This is a genomic window from Paenibacillus luteus (assembly GCF_006542765.1).
Taxonomy (GTDB): Bacteria; Bacillota; Bacilli; order Paenibacillales; family Paenibacillaceae; genus Pristimantibacillus; species Pristimantibacillus luteus.
Genome location: NZ_SKCD01000008.1, coordinates 76,070 through 99,589, shown reverse-complemented (window position 1 = coordinate 99,589; position 23,520 = coordinate 76,070). Strand labels below are relative to the sequence as shown.

General features: G+C 46.1%; 23 protein-coding genes. All 23 read left to right on the top strand.

Annotation, left to right across the window (positions count from 1 at the left end; translation table 11 throughout):
- The first annotated feature begins 15 nt into the window (after positions 1-15).
- The 23 genes from E0496_RS06135 (at position 16) to rpsO (ending at position 23,376) form a co-directional block, all read left to right on the top strand.
- Entirely contained in the window at positions 16-342 is a 327-nt protein-coding gene (locus tag E0496_RS06135) for a hypothetical protein (RefSeq protein ID WP_141500753.1), read from the top strand.
- Between the two features lie 36 nt (positions 343-378).
- Positions 379-945 carry a DUF6115 domain-containing protein gene (locus E0496_RS06130; protein WP_141500752.1) on the top strand — a complete coding sequence of 189 codons (567 nt, stop codon included), beginning with the start codon at positions 379-381 and terminating at the stop codon, positions 943-945.
- Positions 938-1,534 (top strand): hypothetical protein, encoded by a 597-nt coding sequence (locus E0496_RS06125; protein WP_141500751.1) that lies wholly within the window; start codon positions 938-940, stop codon positions 1,532-1,534. Before E0496_RS06130 ends, E0496_RS06125 begins: the two co-directional genes overlap by 8 nt.
- A 179-nt stretch (positions 1,535-1,713) precedes the next feature.
- Complete coding sequence (gene rpsB, locus E0496_RS06120; protein ID WP_141500750.1) at positions 1,714-2,412, top strand: 30S ribosomal protein S2; 699 nt, start codon at positions 1,714-1,716, stop codon at positions 2,410-2,412.
- Between the two features lie 127 nt (positions 2,413-2,539).
- Positions 2,540-3,190 (top strand): translation elongation factor Ts, encoded by a 651-nt coding sequence (gene tsf, locus E0496_RS06115; RefSeq protein ID WP_141500749.1) that lies wholly within the window; start codon positions 2,540-2,542, stop codon positions 3,188-3,190.
- Positions 3,191-3,294: 104 nt separating this feature from the next.
- Positions 3,295-4,023: a UMP kinase gene (gene pyrH, locus E0496_RS06110; protein ID WP_140000146.1), complete on the top strand. Its 729-nt coding sequence runs from the start codon at positions 3,295-3,297 to the stop codon at positions 4,021-4,023.
- On the top strand, positions 4,023-4,577 hold the full coding sequence (frr, locus tag E0496_RS06105) for a ribosome recycling factor (protein ID WP_141500748.1): 555 nt from the start codon (positions 4,023-4,025) through the stop codon (positions 4,575-4,577). Before pyrH ends, frr begins: the two co-directional genes overlap by 1 nt.
- Positions 4,578-4,638: 61 nt before the next feature.
- Positions 4,639-5,403, top strand: a complete 765-nt coding sequence (locus tag E0496_RS06100) for an isoprenyl transferase (RefSeq protein ID WP_141500747.1) — start codon at positions 4,639-4,641, stop codon at positions 5,401-5,403.
- A gap of 27 nt (positions 5,404-5,430) precedes the next feature.
- Positions 5,431-6,225 carry a phosphatidate cytidylyltransferase gene (locus tag E0496_RS06095; RefSeq protein WP_141500746.1) on the top strand — a complete coding sequence of 265 codons (795 nt, stop codon included), beginning with the start codon at positions 5,431-5,433 and terminating at the stop codon, positions 6,223-6,225.
- Positions 6,226-6,243: 18 nt separating this feature from the next.
- Positions 6,244-7,383, top strand: a complete 1,140-nt coding sequence (locus E0496_RS06090; RefSeq protein WP_141500745.1) for a 1-deoxy-D-xylulose-5-phosphate reductoisomerase — start codon at positions 6,244-6,246, stop codon at positions 7,381-7,383.
- An 88-nt stretch (positions 7,384-7,471) separates the two neighbouring features.
- The gene (gene rseP, locus E0496_RS06085; RefSeq protein WP_141500744.1) at positions 7,472-8,746 is read left to right on the top strand and encodes an RIP metalloprotease RseP; all 1,275 of its coding nucleotides are present in this window, start codon (positions 7,472-7,474) and stop codon (positions 8,744-8,746) included.
- 10 nt (positions 8,747-8,756) lie between these two features.
- Complete coding sequence (gene proS / locus E0496_RS06080) at positions 8,757-10,205, top strand: proline--tRNA ligase (protein ID WP_141500743.1); 1,449 nt, start codon at positions 8,757-8,759, stop codon at positions 10,203-10,205.
- A gap of 42 nt (positions 10,206-10,247) precedes the next feature.
- Positions 10,248-14,555 (top strand): PolC-type DNA polymerase III, encoded by a 4,308-nt coding sequence (locus E0496_RS06075; RefSeq protein WP_141500742.1) that lies wholly within the window; start codon positions 10,248-10,250, stop codon positions 14,553-14,555.
- Between the two features lie 169 nt (positions 14,556-14,724).
- Complete coding sequence (gene rimP / locus E0496_RS06070) at positions 14,725-15,186, top strand: ribosome maturation factor RimP (RefSeq protein WP_141500741.1); 462 nt, start codon at positions 14,725-14,727, stop codon at positions 15,184-15,186.
- Between the two features lie 38 nt (positions 15,187-15,224).
- Positions 15,225-16,322 carry a transcription termination factor NusA gene (nusA, locus tag E0496_RS06065; RefSeq protein ID WP_141500740.1) on the top strand — a complete coding sequence of 366 codons (1,098 nt, stop codon included), beginning with the start codon at positions 15,225-15,227 and terminating at the stop codon, positions 16,320-16,322.
- Between the two features lie 51 nt (positions 16,323-16,373).
- Positions 16,374-16,688: an RNase P modulator RnpM gene (rnpM, locus tag E0496_RS06060; protein WP_141500739.1), complete on the top strand. Its 315-nt coding sequence runs from the start codon at positions 16,374-16,376 to the stop codon at positions 16,686-16,688.
- Complete coding sequence (locus E0496_RS06055; RefSeq protein WP_139998422.1) at positions 16,675-17,007, top strand: L7Ae/L30e/S12e/Gadd45 family ribosomal protein; 333 nt, start codon at positions 16,675-16,677, stop codon at positions 17,005-17,007. Before rnpM ends, E0496_RS06055 begins: the two co-directional genes overlap by 14 nt.
- A 61-nt stretch (positions 17,008-17,068) precedes the next feature.
- Positions 17,069-19,630 (top strand): translation initiation factor IF-2, encoded by a 2,562-nt coding sequence (gene infB / locus E0496_RS06050; RefSeq protein ID WP_421923340.1) that lies wholly within the window; start codon positions 17,069-17,071, stop codon positions 19,628-19,630.
- Positions 19,631-19,637: 7 nt separating this feature from the next.
- On the top strand, positions 19,638-19,994 hold the full coding sequence (gene rbfA / locus E0496_RS06045; protein ID WP_139998426.1) for a 30S ribosome-binding factor RbfA: 357 nt from the start codon (positions 19,638-19,640) through the stop codon (positions 19,992-19,994).
- The gene (locus tag E0496_RS06040) at positions 19,991-20,980 is read left to right on the top strand and encodes a DHH family phosphoesterase (protein ID WP_141500737.1); all 990 of its coding nucleotides are present in this window, start codon (positions 19,991-19,993) and stop codon (positions 20,978-20,980) included. Before rbfA ends, E0496_RS06040 begins: the two co-directional genes overlap by 4 nt.
- Positions 20,981-20,983: 3 nt before the next feature.
- Complete coding sequence (truB, locus tag E0496_RS06035) at positions 20,984-21,898, top strand: tRNA pseudouridine(55) synthase TruB (RefSeq protein ID WP_141500736.1); 915 nt, start codon at positions 20,984-20,986, stop codon at positions 21,896-21,898.
- Positions 21,899-21,943: 45 nt separating this feature from the next.
- The gene (locus E0496_RS06030; RefSeq protein WP_141500735.1) at positions 21,944-22,903 is read left to right on the top strand and encodes a bifunctional riboflavin kinase/FAD synthetase; all 960 of its coding nucleotides are present in this window, start codon (positions 21,944-21,946) and stop codon (positions 22,901-22,903) included.
- Between the two features lie 203 nt (positions 22,904-23,106).
- A complete protein-coding gene (gene rpsO / locus E0496_RS06025) occupies positions 23,107-23,376 on the top strand; it encodes a 30S ribosomal protein S15 (protein WP_053375765.1) in 270 nt (89 codons plus the stop codon).
- The last annotated feature ends 144 nt before the right edge of the window (positions 23,377-23,520 follow it).

The window sequence follows — 23,520 nt, the reverse complement described above, 5'->3', positions numbered from 1 at the left end:
AAGGGGTGAGTTGTGATGACATTCAAATCGATAGATTTGCAGATGTCAGTACCGCGCACGCAAGAATTTAGCGGTATGCATGGACAAGCTATTCATAAACCTGTAGCGGATCAGAATAAGTTGGCGGAACAAACAAGCAAGCAAACTGAGCTTTTAAGAGGTAAAAATACAGCTGTCGAGCAGTCAAATGGGCTTCATATCCGAAGTGACCATGAAGGACAGCAGGATAAAGGTCATAAACAAGCAAAACGCAATCATTCAGAGCAAGAGAGTGAAGATGGTGAGCAGGAGCCTAAGCCTACTCATCCGTTTAAAGGTCATAAATTAGATATTAAGCTGTAAAGCTTAAGGCGATCCAAGGAAGGCAGGTTAGGAACGATGCAGCCATACTTGCAATATATTGTATTACTCGGCGCGGTTGTCATTGTTGGCGCTTTTGTCATTCCTCGGAAAAAACAGGAAGCAGTTGTGCCCCCACAGTCGATGCAAAACATGGAAACGGCACTGGAGCAGTTTATGGAAAACATGGAGAAGGACAATGAGGAGCTCGTTTCACTCGTTAGAATGGCGCAGCAAGAGTCTAAATCCGATTCTGAGCGCAAGGAACAACGGATATCGGAGCTGGAGAAGAAATGCGAACGACTAACTGAACAATTGCAAGAATCCCGCTCCATTTCTGTCTCCTCGACAAATCAGGCCATGCCGCATTCCGAGACTCCCTCTTTTCTTATTTCCACACCAGAGTCAGACATTGCAAAATATGCAGAGCCGCTGCAAGAAGAAGTACCGAAGAAAGAAACGATTCATAGACGTTACCCTGATCTTTTTTTGCTCTACGAGCAAGGAAAATCGATCGAAATGATTTCAAAAAAGCTTGGCATGAACAAAGGTGAAGTCCAGCTTATTATACAGCTAGCCAAGCAAGAGGTGGCTGCTCATGCTTAAGAACCGTTTGTTTTTTATTGGACTGGGAGCTGGGATTATTGTAGGTGCACTACTTTTTCAATTAATGCTCTCAGGGGAACAGAGCAGAGAAAGATTAGGTCTTATGGGACAAGGTGTAGATGAGAAGCTGTATACACAAGCAGAGGTCGAGGCGTTGATCCAGGAAGAACGAGATTCCACACAAACTAAAGAAGAGCCTCAGCCAACATCGTCACCTGATGCTATCAAGGATGAGCCTGTTGCCGAGAATAATGCTTCTACAGATGCTCCTGCAATAGCGCCAACAGAAAACGTTACTGAAGCTCCAGTGGAACCCCCAGCAGCTGAGCTTGAGGCAATTGAGCATGTGATCCGAATCGAGCCGGGCTCGAGTTTGAGTAAGACTGCGGAGCTGTTAGCTGCGAATTTCATTATTGCCGACGAAGCCGGATTTATTAATCAAATGAAAAAGTCGAAAAAGCAAGTTCGGGCTGGGTATTTTTTGTTTCATGAGAATAGTACAGTAAAAGAAGCCATTACTGTAGTTACGGGACAACCTCTAACAAAAGCAGAAGCTGATCTAATTAATTCAAATAGAAAGACAAATTAATCTATCTTTTACGAAACGATTGTTGCACGGGATATGTATTTATGGTATATTAATTCACGGTGTTAAAAACGCACGCAGGTCAATTTTGTCAAACGGTGCTTCCGCCCGGCGGAAGTTTTGACGAAAGATGCGACTGGCGGAGGAGCACTAAAAAAACCATTATAGGAGGTGTTGGAGAAATGGCGGTTATTTCCATGAAACAGCTACTAGAAGCTGGGGTACACTTCGGTCATCAGACTCGTCGTTGGAACCCGAAGATGGATCGTTATATCTTCACAGAAAGAAACGGGATTTACATTATTGATTTGCAAAAAACGGTTAAGAAAGTTGACGAAGCGTACAACTTTGTTAAATCGATCGCTGCAGACGGCGGCACTATGCTGTTCGTAGGTACGAAAAAACAAGCTCAAGATTCCGTAAAAGAAGAAGCAGAACGTTGCGGCAACTTCTATATCAACCAACGTTGGTTGGGTGGAACTTTGACTAACTTCCAAACGATTCAAAAACGTATTGATCGTTTGAAACAACTTGAAAAATGGGCTGAGGATGGCACTTTCGAGGTTCTACCTAAGAAAGAAGTTATCATTCTTAACAAAGAAAAAGACCGTTTGGAAAAGTTCCTTGGCGGTATTAAAGGAATGAAACGTTTGCCAAGCGCGTTGTTCATCATTGACCCACGCAAAGAGCGTATTGCTGTTGCAGAAGCTCGTAAACTTGGAATTCCAATCGTTGGTATCGTGGACACGAACTGTGATCCGGACGAAATCGACTATGTTATCCCTGGTAACGATGATGCAATTCGTGCCGTTAAGTTGTTGACGTCGAAAATGGCTGATGCAATCGTTGAAGCTAACCAAGGCGAACAAACAACGGCTTAATTTAAAGGCTTTAGTTAGTCAACAAAGGGTGGTCAGATGGTGATAAACCTCTCACTGCCCTTTTTTCGAATGTAAATCACTAATTACGGGGCGACAAGCTCGCGTACAAATCATAGGAGGGCTTATAATGGCAGTTAGTGCTAGCGCGGTAAAGGAACTACGGGAAAGAACTGGAGCTGGAATGCTTGATTGCAAGAAAGCTTTGGATGAAACAAATAATGACGTTGAAAAAGCAATTGCAGTACTTCGTGAAAAAGGTTTGGCGGCAGCAGCAAATAAAGCTGGTCGTATTGCAACCGAAGGCGTAGTTGAATCGTATATTCATGCAGGCGGTCGTATTGGCGTAATCGTTGAAGTGAACTGTGAAACGGATTTCGTTGCAAAAACGGATCAATTCCGTGAGTTTGCAAGAGACGTTGCTATGCAAATCGCAGCAGCTAACCCGAAATTTGTTAGCCGCGAAGAGGTTTCTTCTGAAGAACTTGAAAAAGAACGTGAAATTTTGAAAGCTCAAGCGCTTAATGAAGGCAAACCTGAAAAAATCGTTGAAAAAATGGTTGAAGGCCGTATCTCGAAATACTACGAAGAATTCTGTCTTCTTGAGCAATCGTTCATTAAAGACCCAGACAAGACTATTTCTGTTTTGCTTAACGAAAAAATCAGCAAAATTGGTGAAAACATCTCGATCCGTCGCTTCGTTCGCTATGAGCTTGGTGAAGGCCTAGAGAAAAAAGTTGACAACTTCGTTGAAGAAGTAATGGCTCAAGTTAAACATTAATCCGAACGCACAGGCGGGGCGGGGCGTCCGCCCCGCCTGCTTGTATGATTAGAACATATTTTAAAGGACCTCATTCGACGAGGTGCATGATGGAGGTATTAACGTTGGAGCAGCCTGTATACAAACGTATTGTCTTGAAGGTCAGCGGTGAGTCGTTGTCAGGAAATGAAGGTTACGGCATTGAAGCAACAGTCATATCTTCCATTGCAGACCAAGTGAAGGAAGTCGTTGCTCTTGGCATAGAAGTCGCTATTGTTGTCGGCGGCGGCAACATCTGGCGCGGTATTGCTGGTTCCGCGAAAGGGATCGACCGGGCTACTGCCGATTATATGGGCATGCTGGCAACTCTTATGAATTCACTGGCGCTGCAGGATGCGCTGGAGCAAATCGATGTGCCAACACGGGTACAAACATCGATCGCTATGCAGCAAATTGCTGAACCATACATCAGACGTCGTGCTATTCGTCATTTGGAGAAGGGCCGCGTTGTCATTTTTGCTGCTGGTACAGGGAATCCGTTTTTCTCAACGGATACGACTGCAGCGCTGCGTGCAGCTGAGATTGAAGCAGAAGTTATTCTGATGGCAAAAAACAAAGTGGATGGCGTTTACTCTGCTGATCCATTTAAAGATAATACAGCAGAAAAATTCGAGGAGCTTACTTACCTCGATATGCTTAACCGCAATTTAGGTGTTATGGATTCAACAGCAGCCTCACTTTGCATGGACAATAATATTCCGCTTATCGTATTTGCAATTACGGAGAAAGGGAATATTAAACGCGTCGTACTGGGTGAGAAAATCGGAACGATAGTGAGAGGAAGTGCGAAATAATGCCACAAGAAATCAAAAAAAATGCTGAAGAACGTATGGATAAAGCCATTTCTGCGTTGAGACGTGATTTGTCGACGCTTCGCGCTGGCAAAGCAAATCCAGCTTTGCTAGATCGCATTCAAGTCGAATATTATGGGGCTATGACGCCTGTTAATCAATTAGCGAATATCAATACGCCAGACTCACGTACATTATTTATTCAACCTTGGGACAAAACTTCGATTTCTGCCATTGAGAAAGCGATTATGAAATCGGATCTGGGTTTGACTCCGTCTAATGATGGAACTGCGATTCGTATCTCAATCCCGCCACTCACGGAAGAACGACGTGGAGACCTTGTGAAAACATCGAAGAAATTTGGTGAAGAAGCGAAGGTTGCTATCCGCAATATTCGCCGTGATGCTAATGAAGGTGTGAAGAAATTGGAGAAGTCGACGATTTCTGAAGATGAATCGCGTGGGCATCAGGAAGATATTCAAAAGGCAACAGATAAATTTATTGCAGAAGTTGATAAAGTGCTTGTTGCCAAAGAAAAAGAAATTATGGAAGTATAATGATCTCTAGGCCCCTCCGATAGGTGGGGTTTGGTTTTGATTTCGGTTGGGAGGAAGTAAGATGATCGAGCGACTTTGGGCCAAACTAGGCAAATCGTCCTTACAGCCGACTGATTCTGTGGCCTTAGATAATGTGCCTGAGCACGTTGCGATTATAATGGACGGGAACGGTCGCTGGGCTAAAGATCGTGGATTGCCACGAATGGCAGGTCATCATTCCGGCATGAAAGCGGTCAAACGTATTACCATGGCAGCTGATCGGTTAGGCGTCAAATACTTGACCTTATATGCGTTTTCAACAGAAAACTGGAAAAGACCAAAAGCTGAGGTCGATTTCCTCATGAAGCTGCCGCAGCAATTTCTTGAAATCGAACTGGAAGAGCTGATTGCGAATAATGTTCAAGTTCGTATGATGGGCCATAAAGAAGATTTGCCATCATTCACTTTAAGCGCGGTAGAAGAAGCAATCGTCAAGACCGCTAATAATACTGGACTTGTATTGAATTTCGCTTTGAATTATGGAAGCCGTAAGGAAATGCTGGAAGCAGTTAAAAACATCGCAGCTGAGGTTCAACAAGGTCACTTGGCTATTGATGATATTGATGATCAAGTGATGGCGGACCGTTTGCTTACTCATGGCTTGCCTGATCCGGATTTATTGATTCGCACAAGTGGAGAGCTGCGCTTAAGCAATTTTATGATGTGGCAGCTGGCATACAGTGAATTGTGGTTTACGGATGTGTATTGGCCGGAATTTACAGAAGCGCATTTCCATGAGGCGATTTTGGAATATCAGCGTCGAGCACGTCGATATGGTGGATTGTAGCTTCAAGCAACGGAGTGTGACATTTCATTGAGACAAAGAATAATTACCGGAGTAATAGCAGGTGCAGGCTTCATCGGTTTCACTATTGCAGGCGGCTGGTTATATACCGGTCTGCTTATACTGCTTGCGTTGATCGGCACTACTGAATATGTGCGCATGAATGGCGTAGCATGGTCGCATCCGTCCGCTTTGCTTGGATATGCGGGTGTGCTACTGTTTGTGCTTCCATGGTCTGAGTGGGGAATTGTGATTCCTTCCGTACTGGCCATCGTTTGGATGCTTGCTTTCTTGTTGCTGGCATTAACCGTAGTTACAAAAAATAAAACGACAATCGACGGCGCCGCACTTATGTTGCTAGGCGCTTTATATGTAGGCTATGGCTTTGCGGCTATGCGTGAAGTTCGTCAAATTGAGGACCATGGCTTATTGTGGACCTTCATCGCTTTCGGATGTATATGGGCATCGGATATTGGTGCTTATTTCATGGGACGAGCTTTTGGGAAAACCAAGCTTTGGCCCTCGATTAGTCCAAATAAGACGGTTGAAGGCGCCTTGGGAGGCGTTTTATTTTCCTTAATTGTCTCTGCTGTTTTCGCTTTGAGCGTACCCGAAGTCATTTCCCTTCCAAAAGCGCTAGTGATCGGTCTGGTTGCTGCGGTGGCAGGCCAATTTGGGGATCTCATTCAATCCGCGTATAAACGCGTGAGAAATATTAAGGATACAGGCGCGTTGTTGCCAGGACATGGTGGCGTGCTTGACCGTTGCGACAGCTGGCTCATCGTGTTTCCGCTATTAGTGCTAACCGAGCTGCTGCCCGTATAAGTCAGGAGGATTTTTCGCATGAAAAAAATTAGTATTCTAGGTTCGACAGGTTCGATCGGCACCCAGACGCTAGATATTGTGGCGCATGATCCCGAGCGCTATAAAGTGGTAGGGCTATCTGCAGGTACGAATACAGATTTGCTGATCGAACAAGCGAAGCGATTCAAGCCAGCGCTAGTAAGCATGGCATCAAAGTCTGACGCTGAAGCCGTACGTCCCCATTTGCCGACTGGAACAAGGGTGGTGCACGGGGAAGAAGGTTTGATCGAAGTGGCAGCTGGTACGGACGCAGACGTCGTTGTGACGGCCATTGTGGGCAGCAGGGGCTTGCCTGCTACACTTGCTGCGATAAATGCGGGCAAAACGATAGGATTAGCTAATAAGGAAACCCTTGTTACTGCAGGACACATCGTAATGGAACGAGCACGTCATCTTGGCGTATCCATTTTGCCAATCGATAGCGAGCATTCAGCAATCTTCCAATGTCTAAACGGGGAAAACAGGCAAGCCATTAAGCAAATTACGCTAACGGCATCGGGTGGATCATTCCGTGACCGTACAAGGGATCAGCTTGCGGGCGTAACCGTTGATGAAGCGCTCAATCATCCAAACTGGTCCATGGGTGCGAAAATCACCATAGACTCAGCGACGATGGTAAATAAAGGGCTTGAAGTAATTGAAGCAAGATGGTTATTCGATGTTACATACGACCAAATAAATGTCATTATTCATCCGGAGAGCATTATTCATTCTTATGTAGAATTTACCGATCATAGCGTCATTGCGCAGCTGGGTCTTCCGGATATGCGTGTGCCTATCCAGTATGCTTTATCTTACCCGGAGCGAAATGTAACACCTACCCATAGGCTTAACCTCGCCCAAATCGGCAAGCTTCATTTCCGTGAGATGGACTTTACAAGGTATCCTTGTTTAAGGCTAGCTTTTGAATGCGGTCGTCTGGGGCAGTCTGCGCCAGCAGTGTTTAATGCAGCCAATGAGGTTGCGGTGGCGCGGTTTTTGAAAGGTGAGATTACATTTCTTGATATCGAGCGGATACTGGAGACAGTAATCGAACGACATGAGGTAACGGATATCAATGACTTGCAGACGATTGAAGAAGTGGACGCTTGGGCTCGCATGCTGGCAGAATCCGTATAAAATCGGTCAAATACCGGTTCTCTTGTATCGGACGGGAGAATAATGATAATCTATGTACAGGCCGTAACGAACAGGAGGCTTCAGCTTAATGCACATGATTCAAGTCGTCTTTTTGACTGTACTCGTCTTTTTCGTGATCGTAACGATCCATGAATGGGGTCATTACTTTTTCGCAAAACGTGCGGGTATACTGGTTCGGGAATTTGCTATTGGTTTCGGGCCGAAGCTCATCTCTGTCAAGCGCGGAGAGACAAGATATACACTAAGGTTGGTGCCGGCAGGCGGATTTGTCCGCATGGCGGGAGAGGATCCGGAAATCGTCGATGTCCAGCCAGGTCAAACGATTGCCATCCGCCTCAAAGATGATAAGGTGACAAGGCTCTACCTTGATCGTCTTGACGAGCGGAGCGGCGTCATACGCGGCGAGATCGTTTCGATTGATTTGGAAAACAAGCTGTCCGTCACTTTGGACGTTGAAGGAGAGAACGAAAGCTTCTCTGTACATGAGGCAGCTCTAATGATTTCCAAAGGCAAGGAAACACAAATCGCGCCACTGGATCGCCAATTTGGCAGCAAGACGGTAGGTCAGCGTGCACTTGCTATTTTTGCAGGACCTTTGATGAACTTCGTGCTCGCATTTGTGCTTTCCGCAACGTATATTCAAATGGTAGGCATGACTGTTGATTCGCCGGATAAGCTTCTTGTCGGACATATTCAAGAAGGCATGCCAGCATCAAAGGTGGATCTCAAAGAAGGCGACGTTGTAGACGCAGTCAACGGTGTGAAAATTGGAATAGACTACGACAAAATGATAGACATTATCGGAAAATCTGCGAATGTACCTGTCCGTATGGACATCATTCGTGACGGTAAGGCTCAGCAGATTGTAATCACCCCTGAGGCTAACGAAGAAGGTGTTGGCAAGGTAGGGATTAGCGCAGCGCTGCCTACTCGACCGGCTACTTTTGTTGAAACCTTTACAGGAGCCGGCAAGCTGATGAAAAATATGACGGTCAGTATTTTTGATGGCTTTAAAAAGCTGATTTTTGGTGAGTTTAAGCTTGATGATCTAGGTGGACCTGTCCGAACTATGCAATTCACTAGCCAAATTGCACAGCAAGGCATTGTTCAATTGACATCATGGACGGCATTGCTCAGCTTGTACTTAGGGATATTCAACTTGCTTCCTATTCCGGCACTCGATGGCAGCCGCCTTATTTTCCTAGGGATCGAAGCGGTCCGCCGCCGTCCCATTGATCCAAATCGCGAAAGCATGGTGCACTTTGTGGGTTTTGCCCTCATCATGGTATTAATGCTTGTCGTAACCTATAACGATATTTTACGATTGGTAAGAGGGGAGTAATTAGTCGCTTATGTCTAAAGATAAACAGTTCGTTACTGAAATTACGCCTCAAAGCGAAGATTTCTCCAGATGGTATATCGATGTCATCAAAAAAGCAGAGCTCATGGATTATTCACCTGTACGGGGCTGTATTGTATTCCGTCCCGAGGGCTATGAGCTATGGGAAAATATTCAGCGCGATCTTGATCGTCGCTTTAAAGAAACGGGACATCGCAATGCATATTTCCCGCTGTTTATACCGGAGAGTTTCTTTCAGAAGGAAAAAGAGCATGTCGAGGGCTTTAATCCCGAGCTTCCGTGGGTAACGGAAGCGGCTGGCGAGAAGCTGGAGGAGCGGCTTGCCATCCGTCCGACATCGGAGACGATGTTCGGCCATATGTATTCCAAATGGATTCAATCGTATCGTGATCTCCCATTGCTCATTAACCAATGGGCCAATGTGGTTCGTTGGGAGAAGCGCACTATGCCGTTCTTGCGCACAAGTGAATTTTTGTGGCAGGAAGGGCACACCGCCCACGAGACGGAAGTAGAAGCACGCCAAGAGACGATGCAAATGCTTGATGTGTATACCCAATTCGTAGAAGAATTTCTCGCGATCCCGGTTATTAAAGGCGAGAAAACACCTTCTGAACGTTTTGCAGGCGCAGTAGATACGTATTCGATTGAAGCGATGATGAAGGACGGCAAGGCTGTCCAAGCAGGCACATCCCATTACCTTGGTACGAAGTTTGCTGTCGCTTTCGATATTAAGTTTCTAGACCGTGAGAACACGCTTCAGTTCGCTCATACGACCTCATGGGGGGTGAGCACGAGACTGATTGGTGCACTTATAATGGTACATGGCGATGACAGGGGATTGGCACTGCCTCCAAAAGTAGCGCCAACGCAAGTGATTATGATTCCAATCGGTCCTGCGAAAATGCGTGAGCAAGTAGTTGGCCGAGTAGATGAGCTGCATGCCGAGCTTAAGAAAGCGGGCGTACGAGTACGCGTCGATGACCGTGCTGACGTTAGTCCAGGTTGGAAATTCAATGAATACGAGATGCGCGGCGTTCCGCTTCGCCTTGAGCTTGGACCACGTGATATGGAAAATGGACAAGTTGTTCTGGTTTCAAGAATCACTGGCGAGAAACGGGTCGTGCAGCAGTCGAATCTTGTCGCTGAAGTAGAAGCGATGCTGGAAGAAACACATCATGAGATGTTCAATCGTGCAAAGCAATTCCGTCAGGATAATTCGCGCTCCGTAGACACACTAGATGAAATGAAAAGCTTCCTAGAAGAACAGCGCGGTTTCGTTGAAGCCGGCTGGTGCGGATCGGCGGCTTGCGAGAAGCAGGTCAAAGAAGAAACTGGGGCTACGAGCCGGAATATTCCGTTTGAGCCAACTGTTCATAAGGAAACTTGCCTTGTATGCGGCGATTCTGCCAAGCATACAGTTGTATTTGCACGAGCTTATTAAGGACTGAAGCTAGTTCGGTTCGGATCTTAAGGAGTGTGTTTTATGAGCCAAACCGCAGAAAAACGTCAGCGCTTTGAAATGCTATTACAGCATGCAGCGCTGCCGCAGGAACTTATACAAACTTATTTTCAGGATGGTTATATTGATCAGGTTATAGTCAGCAACAGCAACCGGGAATGGACGTTTTGCATACGCAAAACGTCCATGGTGCCTTTACAGGCCTATAATGGCCTACTTCAAGCTGCACGTTTGAAATTCGAGCATATTGCTTCGGTGAGCTTTTTGTTTATTTATGATCCTGTCGTAGAGACAGAGTCCATCGTAACGCAATATTGGGGCTTGTTTATGGAGTGGGCGCAGCGTGAGATTGCGTCGGTCAACGGTTGGCTGCAAAAAGCTACCATAGCGGTTGAAGGCGATTTGCTGACATTATCCTTATTAGACAATACAGGTCTGGAACTTGCGCGCAAGAAACGTCTGGATGAGGAAATTATCCGTTTCTATCAAACTCATTTCGAGCGAACTTGCAAGGTGAAAATGATGGTCAGCGAATCTCGCCAAGAAATTCTTGATGAGTATGCGCTGCGCATTGTGCAAGAAGAACGTGAATATGTACAAGAGCTTATGGCTAGTTCTCAGTCAGAATCGGATCTCGTCGATGAAGGGGAGATCAGGCTGGCGGTCGGTTATGATATCCGGGAAGAACCAGTTCCACTCATGAATATCCTGGAGGAAGAAAAGAAAATAACGGTACAAGGTGCCGTATTTGGTCTCGATATGAAGGAGCTGCGTAACGGAAGCACGCTGTTTACCTTCAACGTTACCGACTTTTCTGATTCTATTGCGATGAAGATGTTTGCGAAAACGAAGGACGACGTGAAAATTTTGAGCCAGCTTGCCAATGGCAAATGGGTGAAAGCGCGCGGGCGTATCGAATATGACCGCTTCATGCAGGAGCCTGAGCTAGTCATGATGCCAAATGACCTGCATGAGGTCAAGTCGCCTCCTGACCGTATGGACAAAGCGGAGGAGAAGCGTGTAGAGTTCCACTTGCACACGACGATGAGTGCGATGGATGCCGTTACTCCCGTAGACACTTATATTAAGACGGCTGCCAAATGGGGACATCCAGCGATAGCGGTATCCGATCACAGCAATGTTCAGTGCTATCCAGATGCGAACAAATCAGCGAAAAAGCATGGTATCAAAGTTTTGTTTGGCGTAGAAGCAAACGTGGTTAACGATGCGGTACCAATGGTGCTCGAATCTCGGCCAGAGCCTCTAGCTGCCGCTACCTATATCGTCTTCGATATTGAGACCACTGGTTTGTCAGTCATCAACAACAAAATTATAGAGCTGGCTGGCGTTAAAATGCGCGACGGCAAAGAGATCGACCGTTTCTCAACGCTCATCGATCCGCATGAGAAAATCCCATATCATATCCAGCAGTTGACGAATATCAATGATGATATGGTGAAAGGGCAGCCTGAATTAGAACCTAAGCTGCGTGAGTTTATCGAGTTTATCGGAGACGATGTTCTTGTTGCGCATAATGCCAGATTCGATATTGGATTTATTCAAGCTAATTGCAAAGCGTTTGGCATGCCTGAGGTCAAAAATCCTGTTCTGGATACGCTGGAGCTGGCTAGGTTCATTTTCCCATCTCTCAAAAATCACCGTTTGAATACATTAGCGGATAAATATAAGGTCAGTCTTGAAAACCATCACCGAGCAGTAGATGACTCGCTTGCCCTTGGAGGCGTATTGTATGGGTTGATTGGTGATGCTGCGGAACGGAATATAACGAATTTGCATCAGCTTAACGATTATGTTGGCATTGATTTGTCCAATTCCCGTCCTTTTCATAGCAACGTATATGCCTTAAATGCAGTCGGCAAGAAAAACCTGTTCAAGCTGATCTCGCTATCTCATACCGAACATTTTAAACGCGTTGCGACGATGCCAAAGAGTAAGCTCGTGGCACATCGCGAAGGATTACTTGTCATTTCTGGCTGTGAGAAAGGCGAGTTTTTCGAAACCGTGTTGAACAAGTCATACGAGGAAGCTCTTGAAGTTGGACGGTTCTATGATGCGCTCGAAATCCAGCCTATTGATTTTTATATGCATTTGGTAGATAAGGGACTTGTCGGAAGCCGCGCCGAAATCGAGCAGGCCCACCGCCGGATTTGCCAAATCGGTGACGAGCTGGGCAAGCCTGTTATCGCGACCGGCAATGTACATTATTTGAATCCGCGGGATAAAATGTACCGGGATATTACGATTCACGGGATTACCGGCTTTAGTCCTCTCAAAAGCATACGCAAGCCCGACGCTCATTTCCGGACAACGGAAGAAATGCTGGAGGAGTTTGCTTTTCTGGGAGATGCGAAAGCCCGTGAAGTCGTTATAACCAATACGGTAGCACTTGCAGAGCGGTTTGAACCTTTTGACATGTTCCCCAAAGGTTTGTTTGCTCCAGATATCGAAGGAGCGGATGATGAAATTCGCAATACCTGTTATGACACGGCGAAGTCGATGTATGGAGAAAACTTGCCGCAGGTGGTTATAGATAGGCTGGAGAAAGAACTTATTCCGATCATTAAGTTTAAGTTTTCCGCCAACTATCTGATTTCTGAAAAATTAGTTAAAAAATCGAATGCTGACGGTTATTTGGTCGGCTCGAGGGGTTCCGTTGGTTCTTCGGTTGTTGCTACTTTTCTGGGCATATCCGAGGTTAATCCGCTGCCAGCCCATTATTTATGCAAAAATTCGGATTGCCGCCACAGCGAATGGTTTCTTGACGGAAGCATACCGAGCGGCTTTGACCTTCCAGATAAGCTTTGCCCTAATTGTGAGAAGCCGATGAAAGGCGAGGGACAGGATATTCCATTCGAAACTTTCCTAGGCTTCAAAGGGGATAAGGTACCGGATATCGATCTTAACTTCTCGGGTGATTATCAACCGGTTGCCCATAACTTTACGAAAATAATGTTTGGTGACAAAGCGGTATTCCGGGCAGGAACAATCGGTACGGTTGCCGAGAAGACAGCATATGGCTTCACAAAGAAGTATGAAGAAGAGCATAACAAGAAATGGCGGGGAGCGGAGCTAGCTAGGCTTGCTAGTGGTTGTACTGGCGTCAAACGCAGTACAGGACAGCATCCAGGGGGTATTGTCGTTGTTCCCGATTATATCGAGGTTGAGGATATTACTCCGGTTCAGTATCCCGCGGATGATGTAAATGCAGAGTGGAAAACAACGCATTTCGATTACCATGCCTTTGACGAAAACTTGCTTAAGCTTGATATACTAGGTCATGATGATCCGACTATGATGCGAATGCTGCAGGATTTGACAGGCATTGATCCAACGAGCATTCCTATGAATGATCCGAAAGTAATGAGCATGTTCAATTCCACTGCGGCGCTGGACATTCCCGGCGAACGGATTCGTTCTTCGGTAGCCACCTACGGCGTGCCGGAGATGGGGACAAAGTTCGTACGGCAGATGCTTCAGGAAACGCAGCCTTCCTCCTTTGCGGATTTGCTGCAAATTTCCGGCTTGTCTCACGGTACGGGGGTTTGGCTCGGCAATGCACAGGAGCTGATCAAGAAGGGAACATGCAACATCAAGACGGTAATTGGATGTCGCGATGACATCATGCTGTTCCTTATCTACAAAGCCGGGATGGATGCGGGTCTTGCCTTTAAGATTACGGAGAGCGTGCGTAAAGGTAAAGGGTTGACGCCGGAGTGGATCGAAGAAATGAAGCGCTGCAAGGTACCTCAATGGTATATCGATTCCTGTCTGCGCATCGAGTACATGTTCCCGAAAGCCCATGCTGCCGCCTACGTAATCTCTGCAGTCCGAACCGCTTTTTTTAAGTTGTATCACCCGATCGAATACTACGCTACTTATTTTACGGTAAGGGCTGATGATTTTGATTTGGAGCTGCTATGCCAGGGTTACGATGCGATACTTCGCAAGCTAATTGAAATTGAAGCGAAGGGCTTTAATGCTCTACCAAAAGAGAAAAATATGGTTTCCCAGCTGGAAATGTCATTGGAGATGACTGCTCGCGGCTTCTCGTTCAAGCCGATTGATCTCTATCGTTCCGATGCTACCAAGTTTCTAGTGGATGGGGATTCGCTCATTCCTCCGTTTGCAGCGATTGCAGGAATCGGGGATAATGCGGCACGGAATATTGCGGCCTCAAGAGATGGTGGAGAATACCTTTCCATCGAGGATTTCCAGATGAAATCCAAGGCCACGAAGACGATTATTGAGGTGCTTACTGGGATGGGCTGCTTCCGTGGATTGCCTGAATCCAACCAGCTTTCACTGTTCTGACAGGAGTCCATTTAGAAAAGATTTCTTGTCACTATAGTGCGGTTATGTTATAATTTTTCTGGCAATGATGATGATAAAGACTTTGATGCAGAAGAGTGGGGAAACCCACTCTTTACGTTTTGTAATTGGCAAAATGGCATAGTGCGTATAAACAGGAGGTCAACTGAATTTGAGTAATTCCAAAATCAAAGCTGACGTGGAGGAAATGGTCCTACCATACCTTAGCAGCAATGGATTTGAACTGGTTGATATTGATTATGTAAAAGAAGGTAGCAATTACTTCCTTCGTATATTCGTCGATAAGGATGGCGGCATTGATATTGATGATTGCGGCCGAATCAGCGAATTTATGAGCGAGCAGCTGGATAAGAATGATCCGGTAACTGACGTTTATTTTCTAGAGGTATCTTCTCCAGGCGCCGAGAGGCCTTTGAAGAAAGAAGAAGACGTACGTAAAGCTATCGGCAAACACGTTTACATAACGACATATGAACCGATTAGCGGCGCTAAAGAATTTGAGGGGCTGCTACTTTCATTTGACGGGGAAACGGCGGTTGTTCGTACTGGCAAGAAAGAGTACGCGATTCCTTATGTGAAGGTAGCTGGCGCTAGGCTTGCTATCGTGTTCTAATATTCGTTTTCTATATTGAGAGGGGGAAATGCAGTCCAATGAGCATGGATTTTATTGAAGCGTTACAGGAAATAGAAAGAGATAAAGGGATTACGAAAGACGTACTCCTAGAAGCCATTGAGGCCGCACTTATCTCCAGTTACAAACGGAATTTCAACACGGCCCAAAACGTCCGCGTTGATATTAACCGCCACACTGGCGTAATTAAAGTTTACGCGCGCAAAACCGTGGTTGACGAGGTACTAGACCCTCGGCTTGAAATTACGGTAGAAGCATCGCGTGAAATCAATCCTCACTATCAGCTCGATGATATTGCGGATATTGAAGTTACGCCGCGTGACTTTGGCCGTATTGCTGCCCAAACAGCAAAACAAGTCGTCACTCAGCGTATTCGTGAGGCTGAGCGCGGTTTGATTTATAATGCTTTTATTGACAAAGAGGAAGATATCGTTAACGGCATCGTTCAGCGCCAAGATGTCCGTAACCTGTTCGTTGACCTTGGAAAAGTTGAAGCGGTTTTACCTTTGACCGAGCTGATGCCAACCGATAAATTCAAGCATGGGGACCGTGTTAAGTCTTATATTACAAAGGTTGAGAATACAACCAAGGGTCCTCAAATCATTTTATCCCGGACGCATCCAGGTTTGCTCAAACGTTTGTTCGAGCTGGAAGTGCCTGAAATTTATGATGGCGTTGTAGAAATTCGTTCGGTTGCCCGCGAAGCTGGCTTCCGTTCAAAAATCGCGGTTCACTCTCGCAATACAGAGGTTGATCCTGTAGGTTCTTGTGTAGGACAAAAAGGTTTGCGCGTTCAGACGATCGTAAACGAGCTTAAAGGCGAGAAAATCGATATCGTTCGTTGGTCTGAAAGCGTGGACGAATATGTTGCGAATGCACTCAGCCCTTCAAAGGTGCTAGAGGTTATCGTATTCGAACAGGAAAAAATGGCTAGAGTCATCGTTCCTGACTATCAATTGTCGCTTGCGATAGGGATTAAAGGTCAGAACGCTAGGCTTGCTGCTAAACTTACAGGCTGGAAAATCGATATTAAAAGCGAAACGCAGGCAGAGCAGGAGTATGGCCGTCCGAAATCACTAACGACGGTTATGCACCAGGATTCTGTTTCGATCGATTAGATTTTGTTAGACCGATAAGCGTCAATTCAGCTGGCAGAGGAGGGGTGTACAATGAGACCGAGAAAAGTACCGCTTCGCAAATGTGTCGCTTGTCAGGAGATGATGCCGAAGAAGGAACTCATTCGGATTGTGCGGACACCGGCCGAAGAGGTGCAGATTGACCTGACAGGCAAAAAAGCGGGCCGCGGCGCGTATTTGTGCGGTAAAGTTAGCTGCTTCAAATTAGCCAAAAAATCCAAGGCGCTTGATCGTGCGCTAAAGCAGCATGTTGGAGAGCATATTTATGATCAGCTGGAACAGGATTTTGTAGCGGTAGAGGAGCAATTTATCGCCGGCAAGGAGCTGATAAGCGATGAGACAGAATAAGAGCTTATCACAGCTTGGCATGGCAATGCGTGCGGGCAAGCTGATTACTGGGGACGAAATCGTCCTCAAGGCAGTAAGAAACAAACAAGCGCATCTTGTTATCATTGCAGGAGATGCTTCAGAAAATACGAAGAAAAAATTTCGTGACAAATGCAGCACCTACGGAATACAACTCGCCGAAGCATTCGACCGTGAGCAACTAGGAAAGGCGATTGGTAAGCCAGAACGGGTTGTACTAGCGGTAACCGATGCGCAATTCGGAAAAATGATTGCGAGTCATCTGAGCCATAATACGGAGGTGGATCATATTGGACAATAAACAAGACAGCAAGGATAATAAAGATAAGCTGCGCGTTTACGAGTATGCCAAGTCACTGAATATGAGCAGCAAAGAAATTATAACGATTCTTAAACGACTTGATTTACCGGTCAATAACCATATGAGTGTTATGGAAAATGAAATGGTAAATAAGGTCGAAGGCTTTTTTCGTAATATTAAAGCCAATGCCGCAGCCAAGCGGGCACAGGAAACGACAAGCGTGTCTGTATCCTCCGCACAACCTGCCGCAAGCCGGCCGCAATCGCAGCAGCCAGCCCAGCAGGAACGGAAGCCACAGGCGGCGCAAGAAAACAAAAATACTAATCAAGACAGACAGGGGCCTATGAATTCTATTAATACGAAACCACAAACCAACCAGCAGCAGTCCGAACAGAGACCAGCAGGACAGCAATCCAGTCGTCCGGCGCAAACGTCAAGCAACAACCGTCCATCACAAGGCAACTCCAATTCGAGCCGTCCAAGTCAAGGACAAGGCGGTCAAGGCAATCGTACTGGGCAATCCAGCACGGGAAGCAGCCGTCCTAGCACGGGCCAAGGCGGCCAAAACCGTCCAGCATCATCAGGCCAAAGCCGTCCTTCACAAGGTGGTCAAGGCAATACAGCGAGCCGTCCAAGCGCGCCGCGTCAAGATGCAACCAGCCGTCCGGCATCGTCAGGTCAAAGCCGTTTTGATTCTAAACCGGCACAGGGCCAAGCTCGCGGCAATGACAATAAAAATGCTAGACCTGGTCAAAAACGTTTTGAAGACGGAAAACCAGGCGGTTACAGAGGCAACAATAATCGCGGTGGACAAAAGGGCCGCGGCGGTAAGTACCAACAGCAGCAGCCTCCACGTGAAAAAATTGATAATACACCTAAAAAAATCATTGTTCGCGGTACGATGACCGTTGGAGAATTGGCTAAATTGCTTCACAAGGATGCATCGGAAGTTATCAAAAAGCTGATCTTCTTGGGCGTTATGGCTACCATTAACCAAGAAATCGACATGGATGCTATTCACTTGATCGCTACCGATTATGGCGTAGAAGTAGAAGTGAAAATTCCGGTTGAGGAAGATTCCTTCGAAACGGTTGAAGAAAGTGACGAAGATGCAGATTTGGTATCACGTCCTCCAGTTGTTACGATCATGGGACACGTTGACCATGGTAAAACAACGCTCCTTGATGCCATTCGCAAAACGAATGTTACAGGTGGAGAAGCAGGCGGGATTACGCAGCATATCGGCGCATACCAAGTTGAAATTAACCATAAGAAGATCACGTTCCTCGATACGCCAGGTCACGAAGCGTTTACGCTTATGCGGGCCCGTGGTGCTCAAGTAACGGATATTACAATTATCGTTGTTGCAGCAGATGACGGTATCATGCCACAAACGATTGAGGCGATTAACCATGCCAAGGCTGCAGGCGTACCGATTATCGTTGCTGTTAACAAAATCGATAAGCCAGAAGCAAACACCGAAAAAATCAAGCAAGAAATGACTGAGTATGAGCTTGTTCCGGAAGAGTGGGGCGGCGATACGATTTTCGTCGAGGTGTCTGCGAAACAAAGAATTGGTCTTGAAGGCCTTCTAGAAATGATTCTGCTCGTCGCAGAAGTCAATGATTATAAAGCGAACCCGAACAAGCGTGCTCGCGCTACCGTTATTGAAGCTGAGCTCGATAAAGGTAAAGGTCCAGTTGCACGTATTCTAGTTCAACATGGTACTTTGAAAATCGGCGATGCATTTGTAGCCGGCAATTGCTTCGGACGTATTCGTGCGATGGTGAATGATAAAGGCCGTCGTTTAAAAGAAGTGGGACCTTCCACACCTGTAGAAATTACTGGTCTTACAGAAGTGCCGCAAGCTGGAGATCCGTTCATGGTATTTGAGGATGAGCGTAAAGCTCGTGATATCGCTGATCGCCGTTCTATTAAACAGCGTCAGTCGGATATGGGTGCCAATACGCGCGTAACGCTCGACGATCTGTATAACCATATCAAAGATGGTGAAATTAAAGATCTGAACGTTATTATTAAATCCGACGTTCAAGGCTCGTCAGAGGCACTTAAAGGCTCGCTCGCAAAAATCGATATCGAAGGTGTACGCGTTAAAATCATCCACAGCGGTGTAGGCGCGATTACAGAATCCGATATTATCTTGGCCTCGGCTTCCAATGCGATCGTAATCGGATTTAACGTTCGTCCAGATCCACAGGCAGAAGCGACGATTGCACAAGAGAAAGTTGACGTTCGGATGCACCGTGTCATCTACAACGTTATCGATGAAATTGAGCAAGCGATGAAAGGGATGCTTGATCCGATCTACAAAGAGGTTGTCATTGGCCATGCTGAGGTTCGTAATGTATTTAAAGTAACGAAAGTTGGCGCTATTGCAGGTTGTATGATCACTTCTGGTAAAATTATTCGTAACGCTGAAGCACGTTTGATTCGTGGTGGCATTGTTGTCTTTACAGGCAAGATTGAATCCCTTAAACGTTTCAAAGACGATGTGAAAGAAGTTGCACAAGGCTATGAGTGCGGCATAACGCTTGATCGCTTCAATGATGTCCGTGAAGGAGATACAATCGAAGCATTTGTCATGGAAACAGTAGAGAGGTGATTATAGCATGGCAAAAATCCGGGTAGGACGGGTTGGCGAGCAGATTAAGAAAGAGCTAAGCCAAATCATTCAGACTGAGCTTAAGGATCCTAGAATCGGATTCATCACTGTCACAGGTGTTGAAACCTCTAGTGATTTATCGCAAGCCAAAGTGTATTTGAGCGTACTTGGCAGCGAAGAGCAGAAGGAAGCAACATTGAAAGCACTTGCCAGCGGCACAGGTTTTATCCGTACAGAGCTAGGCAAACGGATGCGCCTTCGCCATACGCCAGTATTGCTGTTTAAGTTCGACAGCAGCATTGAATATGGAAGCCGCATCGAAGCATTGCTTGAGAATATCAATAACGGGAACGCAGCTCGATGATGGCTCAGAGCAGTTACTTGAAGCAGCTTGATCTTGCACTGGAATTTATGAGGAATGCTGATCATTTTCTAGTCGTATCGCATGTCCAGCCTGATGGCGACGCCATAAGTTCAACGGTCGTCGTGGGCTGGCTGCTTCAAAAGCTCGGTAAATCAGCTGTTCTGATCAATGAAGGCGAATTGCCTTCCAGGCTAAGCTTTCTTGATCAGTTCGATTCCATATTAAATTACAAAAAAGCAGCTCCACCGCAGCAGTTCGATGCGATTATTGCCGTTGATTGCGCCGATTTCAAAAGAATTGGTGAGGTAGCTAGCAGCTTTGCACCTGGTGCAAAGCTGCTTAATATTGATCACCATCCAACAAATAATGGCTTTGGCTCTGTAAACGTCATTCGGGCGGAAGCGGCAGCAACGGTTGAAATATTGTTTGACCTCATTGAGAGGACTAACATTGTATTGGATCTTAACTGCGCAACAGCTATTTATACCGGTCTGCTAACCGACACAGGAGGCTTTCGTTACTCCAATACAAGTCCTCGTGTGATGGATATTGCTTCGCAGCTTCTAGCGCTAGGCGTATCTGGAAATGATCTTGCTGATCATCTATTGGAGAAAATGACGATGGCAAAGCTCAAGCTGCTCCAAATTGCTTTAAATAGATTGACGTTTACGGATAATTTGGAGATTGGCTGGGTATTTATTGGCAAGGATGATCTTCGTAATACAGGTGCTGTACCCGAAGACCTTGAAGGCATCGTAAATTATGCTCTGAATGTTGATGGTGTGGAGGTCGGCATTTTATTTAAAGAAGCTGAGGATGGTTCTGTCAAAGCAAGCTTGCGTTCTGCCGGTAAGGCGAACGTAGCCGCAATTGCGCAACTTTTCGGCGGCGGCGGTCACGTGAGAGCGGCAGGTTGTCGGCTTGAAGGTTCGCGGGCAGATTCCGTTTCAGAGCTTGTGGAAGCAGTTAGAAAGGCGTTGGTTTAATCAATGGACGGCATCTTGGCGGTTTGGAAGCCCGAGGGCTGGACTTCCCATGATGTAGTTGCAAAGGTTCGCCGGATTCTGAAGATGAAACGTATTGGTCATGCTGGTACGCTTGATCCGATGGTAACCGGAGTACTTCCATTATGTTTGGGACGTGCAACGAGGGTTGTTGAATATGTTCAGGAGCGGCCAAAATCCTATGAAGCTGTATTGCAGCTTGGCATTGCTACGGATACAGAAGACATTACAGGTACAGTAATCGAGCGGCAATCGCACGTAGCAGTTACAGAAGACGACATTCGTCAAGCGCTGCTAGGCTTTGTTGGCGAGATAGATCAAGTACCTCCGATGTACTCTGCGGTCAAAATCGATGGCAAGAGGCTGTACGAGCTTGCAAGGGAAGGCAAAACGGTTGAGCGGAAATCGAGAAAAGTGACGATTCATCGCATTGATCTCATTGATGTACAGCTTGAGCTTGAACAACCTAAAATAACGTTTTCAGCGGTTTGTTCAAAAGGTACATATATCCGTACACTGTGTGTAGACATTGGCAAAGCGCTTGGCGTTCCTGCGACAATGGCCCATTTGACAAGAACGATGTCAGGTGGCATTACAAAGGAAAGCTGCTTAACTTTGGAACAAATTGAACAATTGCAACAAGCAGGTGAATTAAGCGAACATCTGCTGGCCGCGGATGAAGCGATTACTCATTTGCCTAGTATTGTCATTGCGGAATCATTTGGAAGATTGGCACTCCTTGGTCAGAAGCTTGGTTTAGTCCAGGTTGGACTTGAATCCTCAGCCATGGAAGATGGGCAGCTCATCCGTCTATATAACGATAAAAGCTTATTTCTTGGCATTTTTCAAATCGATTTGAAAGCAACTGTTCTAAGACCGGTTAAAGTATTCTCGGCTTAATTCTCATTGATACAGAAGTTAACAGGAAATGCAGGTGTTTCAGCGTTGGAAATTATACCATTAAGTTTTCCTTTAAACGGTTTGTCTACGTTATCGCTGGACAAGCCGCTTTCCATAGCTATCGGTCATTTTGACGGAGTTCATCGCGGCCATCAAAACGTCATTCGCCAAGCCGTTGCGCAAGCGAAAGAAGCCGAAATGCTATCAGCGGTCTTGACCTTTGATCCTCATCCGAAGGAAGTGCTTGGTCAAGGAGACCAATACTACCGTTGCCTTACGCCGCTTGAAGTCAAAACTGCATTATTCGCGGAGCTTGGCGTTGATCTTGTATTTATTATGAGATTCGATCAAGAGTTTGCTTCGGTTTCTCCAGAGCGATTTGTCGATGAAGTTCTTCGGATATTGCGTGCCAAACAGGTAGTTGTCGGCTTCGATTTTAATTTCGGTCATAGAGGTTCTGGCAATGCAGAAGCACTTCAGCGGCTCGGTCAGCCGGATATCGCTGTCCATGTGATTGAGCCATTATACGAAGATGGCAAAAAAGTAAGCAGCACCTATATCCGAGAAGCACTAGAAGTCGGGGATCTTGAACTGGCAGAGCGTCTCCTTGGACGGCCATATGAAGTGAAAGGGATCGTTATACATGGGGACAAGCGTGGTAGGACCATTGGTTTTCCTACTGCCAACCTACAATTTAACGCTCCGTATATTGCGCCAAGAATAGGTGTGTATGCGATGATTGCATGGATTGGAGATAAAGCTTATCCTGGTGTGTTGAATTATGGTTTGAAGCCGACGTTCAACAAAGACGACTTGTTGCCAGTAATGGAAGCTCATTTGTTCGACTTCCATGGCGATATCTACGGAGAACAAATGCGACTTCAGCTCATCTCGTTTATTCGGGCGGAGAAGAAGTTCAATTCAATAGATGAGCTTGTTCAACAAATTCAAACGGATTCAGGGCGTGCCAAAGAAATATTAGGCTATCTCGGCGAAGAGAAGTAATTTGCTTACTTAGCAAAATGCTTTTTTGTAGGGTACGGGTTATACGCCTCGACAAGTGCTCGCTTTATATGTTATACTATACAACGTTGTGAGTAGACATACTTTATGGTATGGACTACCCTATACTTAACCTTAGCTTGGGTGTCCGATCTCACCGACGGCAGCGAGGCTAATGGCGATTATCAAGAAGGAGGTGAATTGGGATGGCAATTACACAAGTACGTAAAAACGAACTGATTGAGACGCATAAGACACATGCAACGGATACCGGTTCTCCGGAAGTTCAAGTGGCTATCCTGACTGAAAACATCGTTAACTTGACTCAACATTTGCGGGAGCACAAGAAAGATCATCATTCCCGTCGTGGTTTGCTCAAGATGGTAGGTCAGCGCCGTAAGCTGCTTGCATACCTTAAAAACAATGATGTTAGACGTTACAGCGCATTGATCGAAAAACTCGGCCTACGCCGCTAAAACATGCGTAATGAAAAGCAACCTGGTTGTCCAGCCGTCCGGGAATAACGGATAAGCGGATTCGGGTTGCTTTTTGTAATAGGAAAACACTGGGAAAAAACTGCCATTTGCAGTTGAATATACTAAAACTAAAACCTATAGGAG

Bases quoted from the DNA above. Each gene is read 5' to 3' on its own strand.
- E0496_RS06135 (WP_141500753.1), top strand. From the start codon at position 16: ATGACATTCAAATCGATAGATTTGCAGATGTCAGTACCGCGCACGCAA.
- E0496_RS06130 (WP_141500752.1), top strand. From the start codon at position 379: ATGCAGCCATACTTGCAATATATTGTATTACTCGGCGCGGTTGTCATT.
- E0496_RS06125 (WP_141500751.1), top strand. From the start codon at position 938: ATGCTTAAGAACCGTTTGTTTTTTATTGGACTGGGAGCTGGGATTATT.
- rpsB (WP_141500750.1), top strand. From the start codon at position 1,714: ATGGCGGTTATTTCCATGAAACAGCTACTAGAAGCTGGGGTACACTTC.
- tsf (WP_141500749.1), top strand. From the start codon at position 2,540: ATGGCAGTTAGTGCTAGCGCGGTAAAGGAACTACGGGAAAGAACTGGA.
- frr (WP_141500748.1), top strand. From the start codon at position 4,023: ATGCCACAAGAAATCAAAAAAAATGCTGAAGAACGTATGGATAAAGCC.
- E0496_RS06100 (WP_141500747.1), top strand. From the start codon at position 4,639: ATGATCGAGCGACTTTGGGCCAAACTAGGCAAATCGTCCTTACAGCCG.
- E0496_RS06090 (WP_141500745.1), top strand. From the start codon at position 6,244: ATGAAAAAAATTAGTATTCTAGGTTCGACAGGTTCGATCGGCACCCAG.
- rseP (WP_141500744.1), top strand. From the start codon at position 7,472: ATGCACATGATTCAAGTCGTCTTTTTGACTGTACTCGTCTTTTTCGTG.
- proS (WP_141500743.1), top strand. From the start codon at position 8,757: ATGTCTAAAGATAAACAGTTCGTTACTGAAATTACGCCTCAAAGCGAA.
- E0496_RS06075 (WP_141500742.1), top strand. From the start codon at position 10,248: ATGAGCCAAACCGCAGAAAAACGTCAGCGCTTTGAAATGCTATTACAG.
- nusA (WP_141500740.1), top strand. From the start codon at position 15,225: ATGAGCATGGATTTTATTGAAGCGTTACAGGAAATAGAAAGAGATAAA.
- rnpM (WP_141500739.1), top strand. From the start codon at position 16,374: ATGAGACCGAGAAAAGTACCGCTTCGCAAATGTGTCGCTTGTCAGGAG.
- E0496_RS06055 (WP_139998422.1), top strand. From the start codon at position 16,675: ATGAGACAGAATAAGAGCTTATCACAGCTTGGCATGGCAATGCGTGCG.
- infB (WP_421923340.1), top strand. From the start codon at position 17,069: ATGAGCAGCAAAGAAATTATAACGATTCTTAAACGACTTGATTTACCG.
- rbfA (WP_139998426.1), top strand. From the start codon at position 19,638: ATGGCAAAAATCCGGGTAGGACGGGTTGGCGAGCAGATTAAGAAAGAG.
- E0496_RS06040 (WP_141500737.1), top strand. From the start codon at position 19,991: ATGATGGCTCAGAGCAGTTACTTGAAGCAGCTTGATCTTGCACTGGAA.
- truB (WP_141500736.1), top strand. From the start codon at position 20,984: ATGGACGGCATCTTGGCGGTTTGGAAGCCCGAGGGCTGGACTTCCCAT.
- rpsO (WP_053375765.1), top strand. From the start codon at position 23,107: ATGGCAATTACACAAGTACGTAAAAACGAACTGATTGAGACGCATAAG.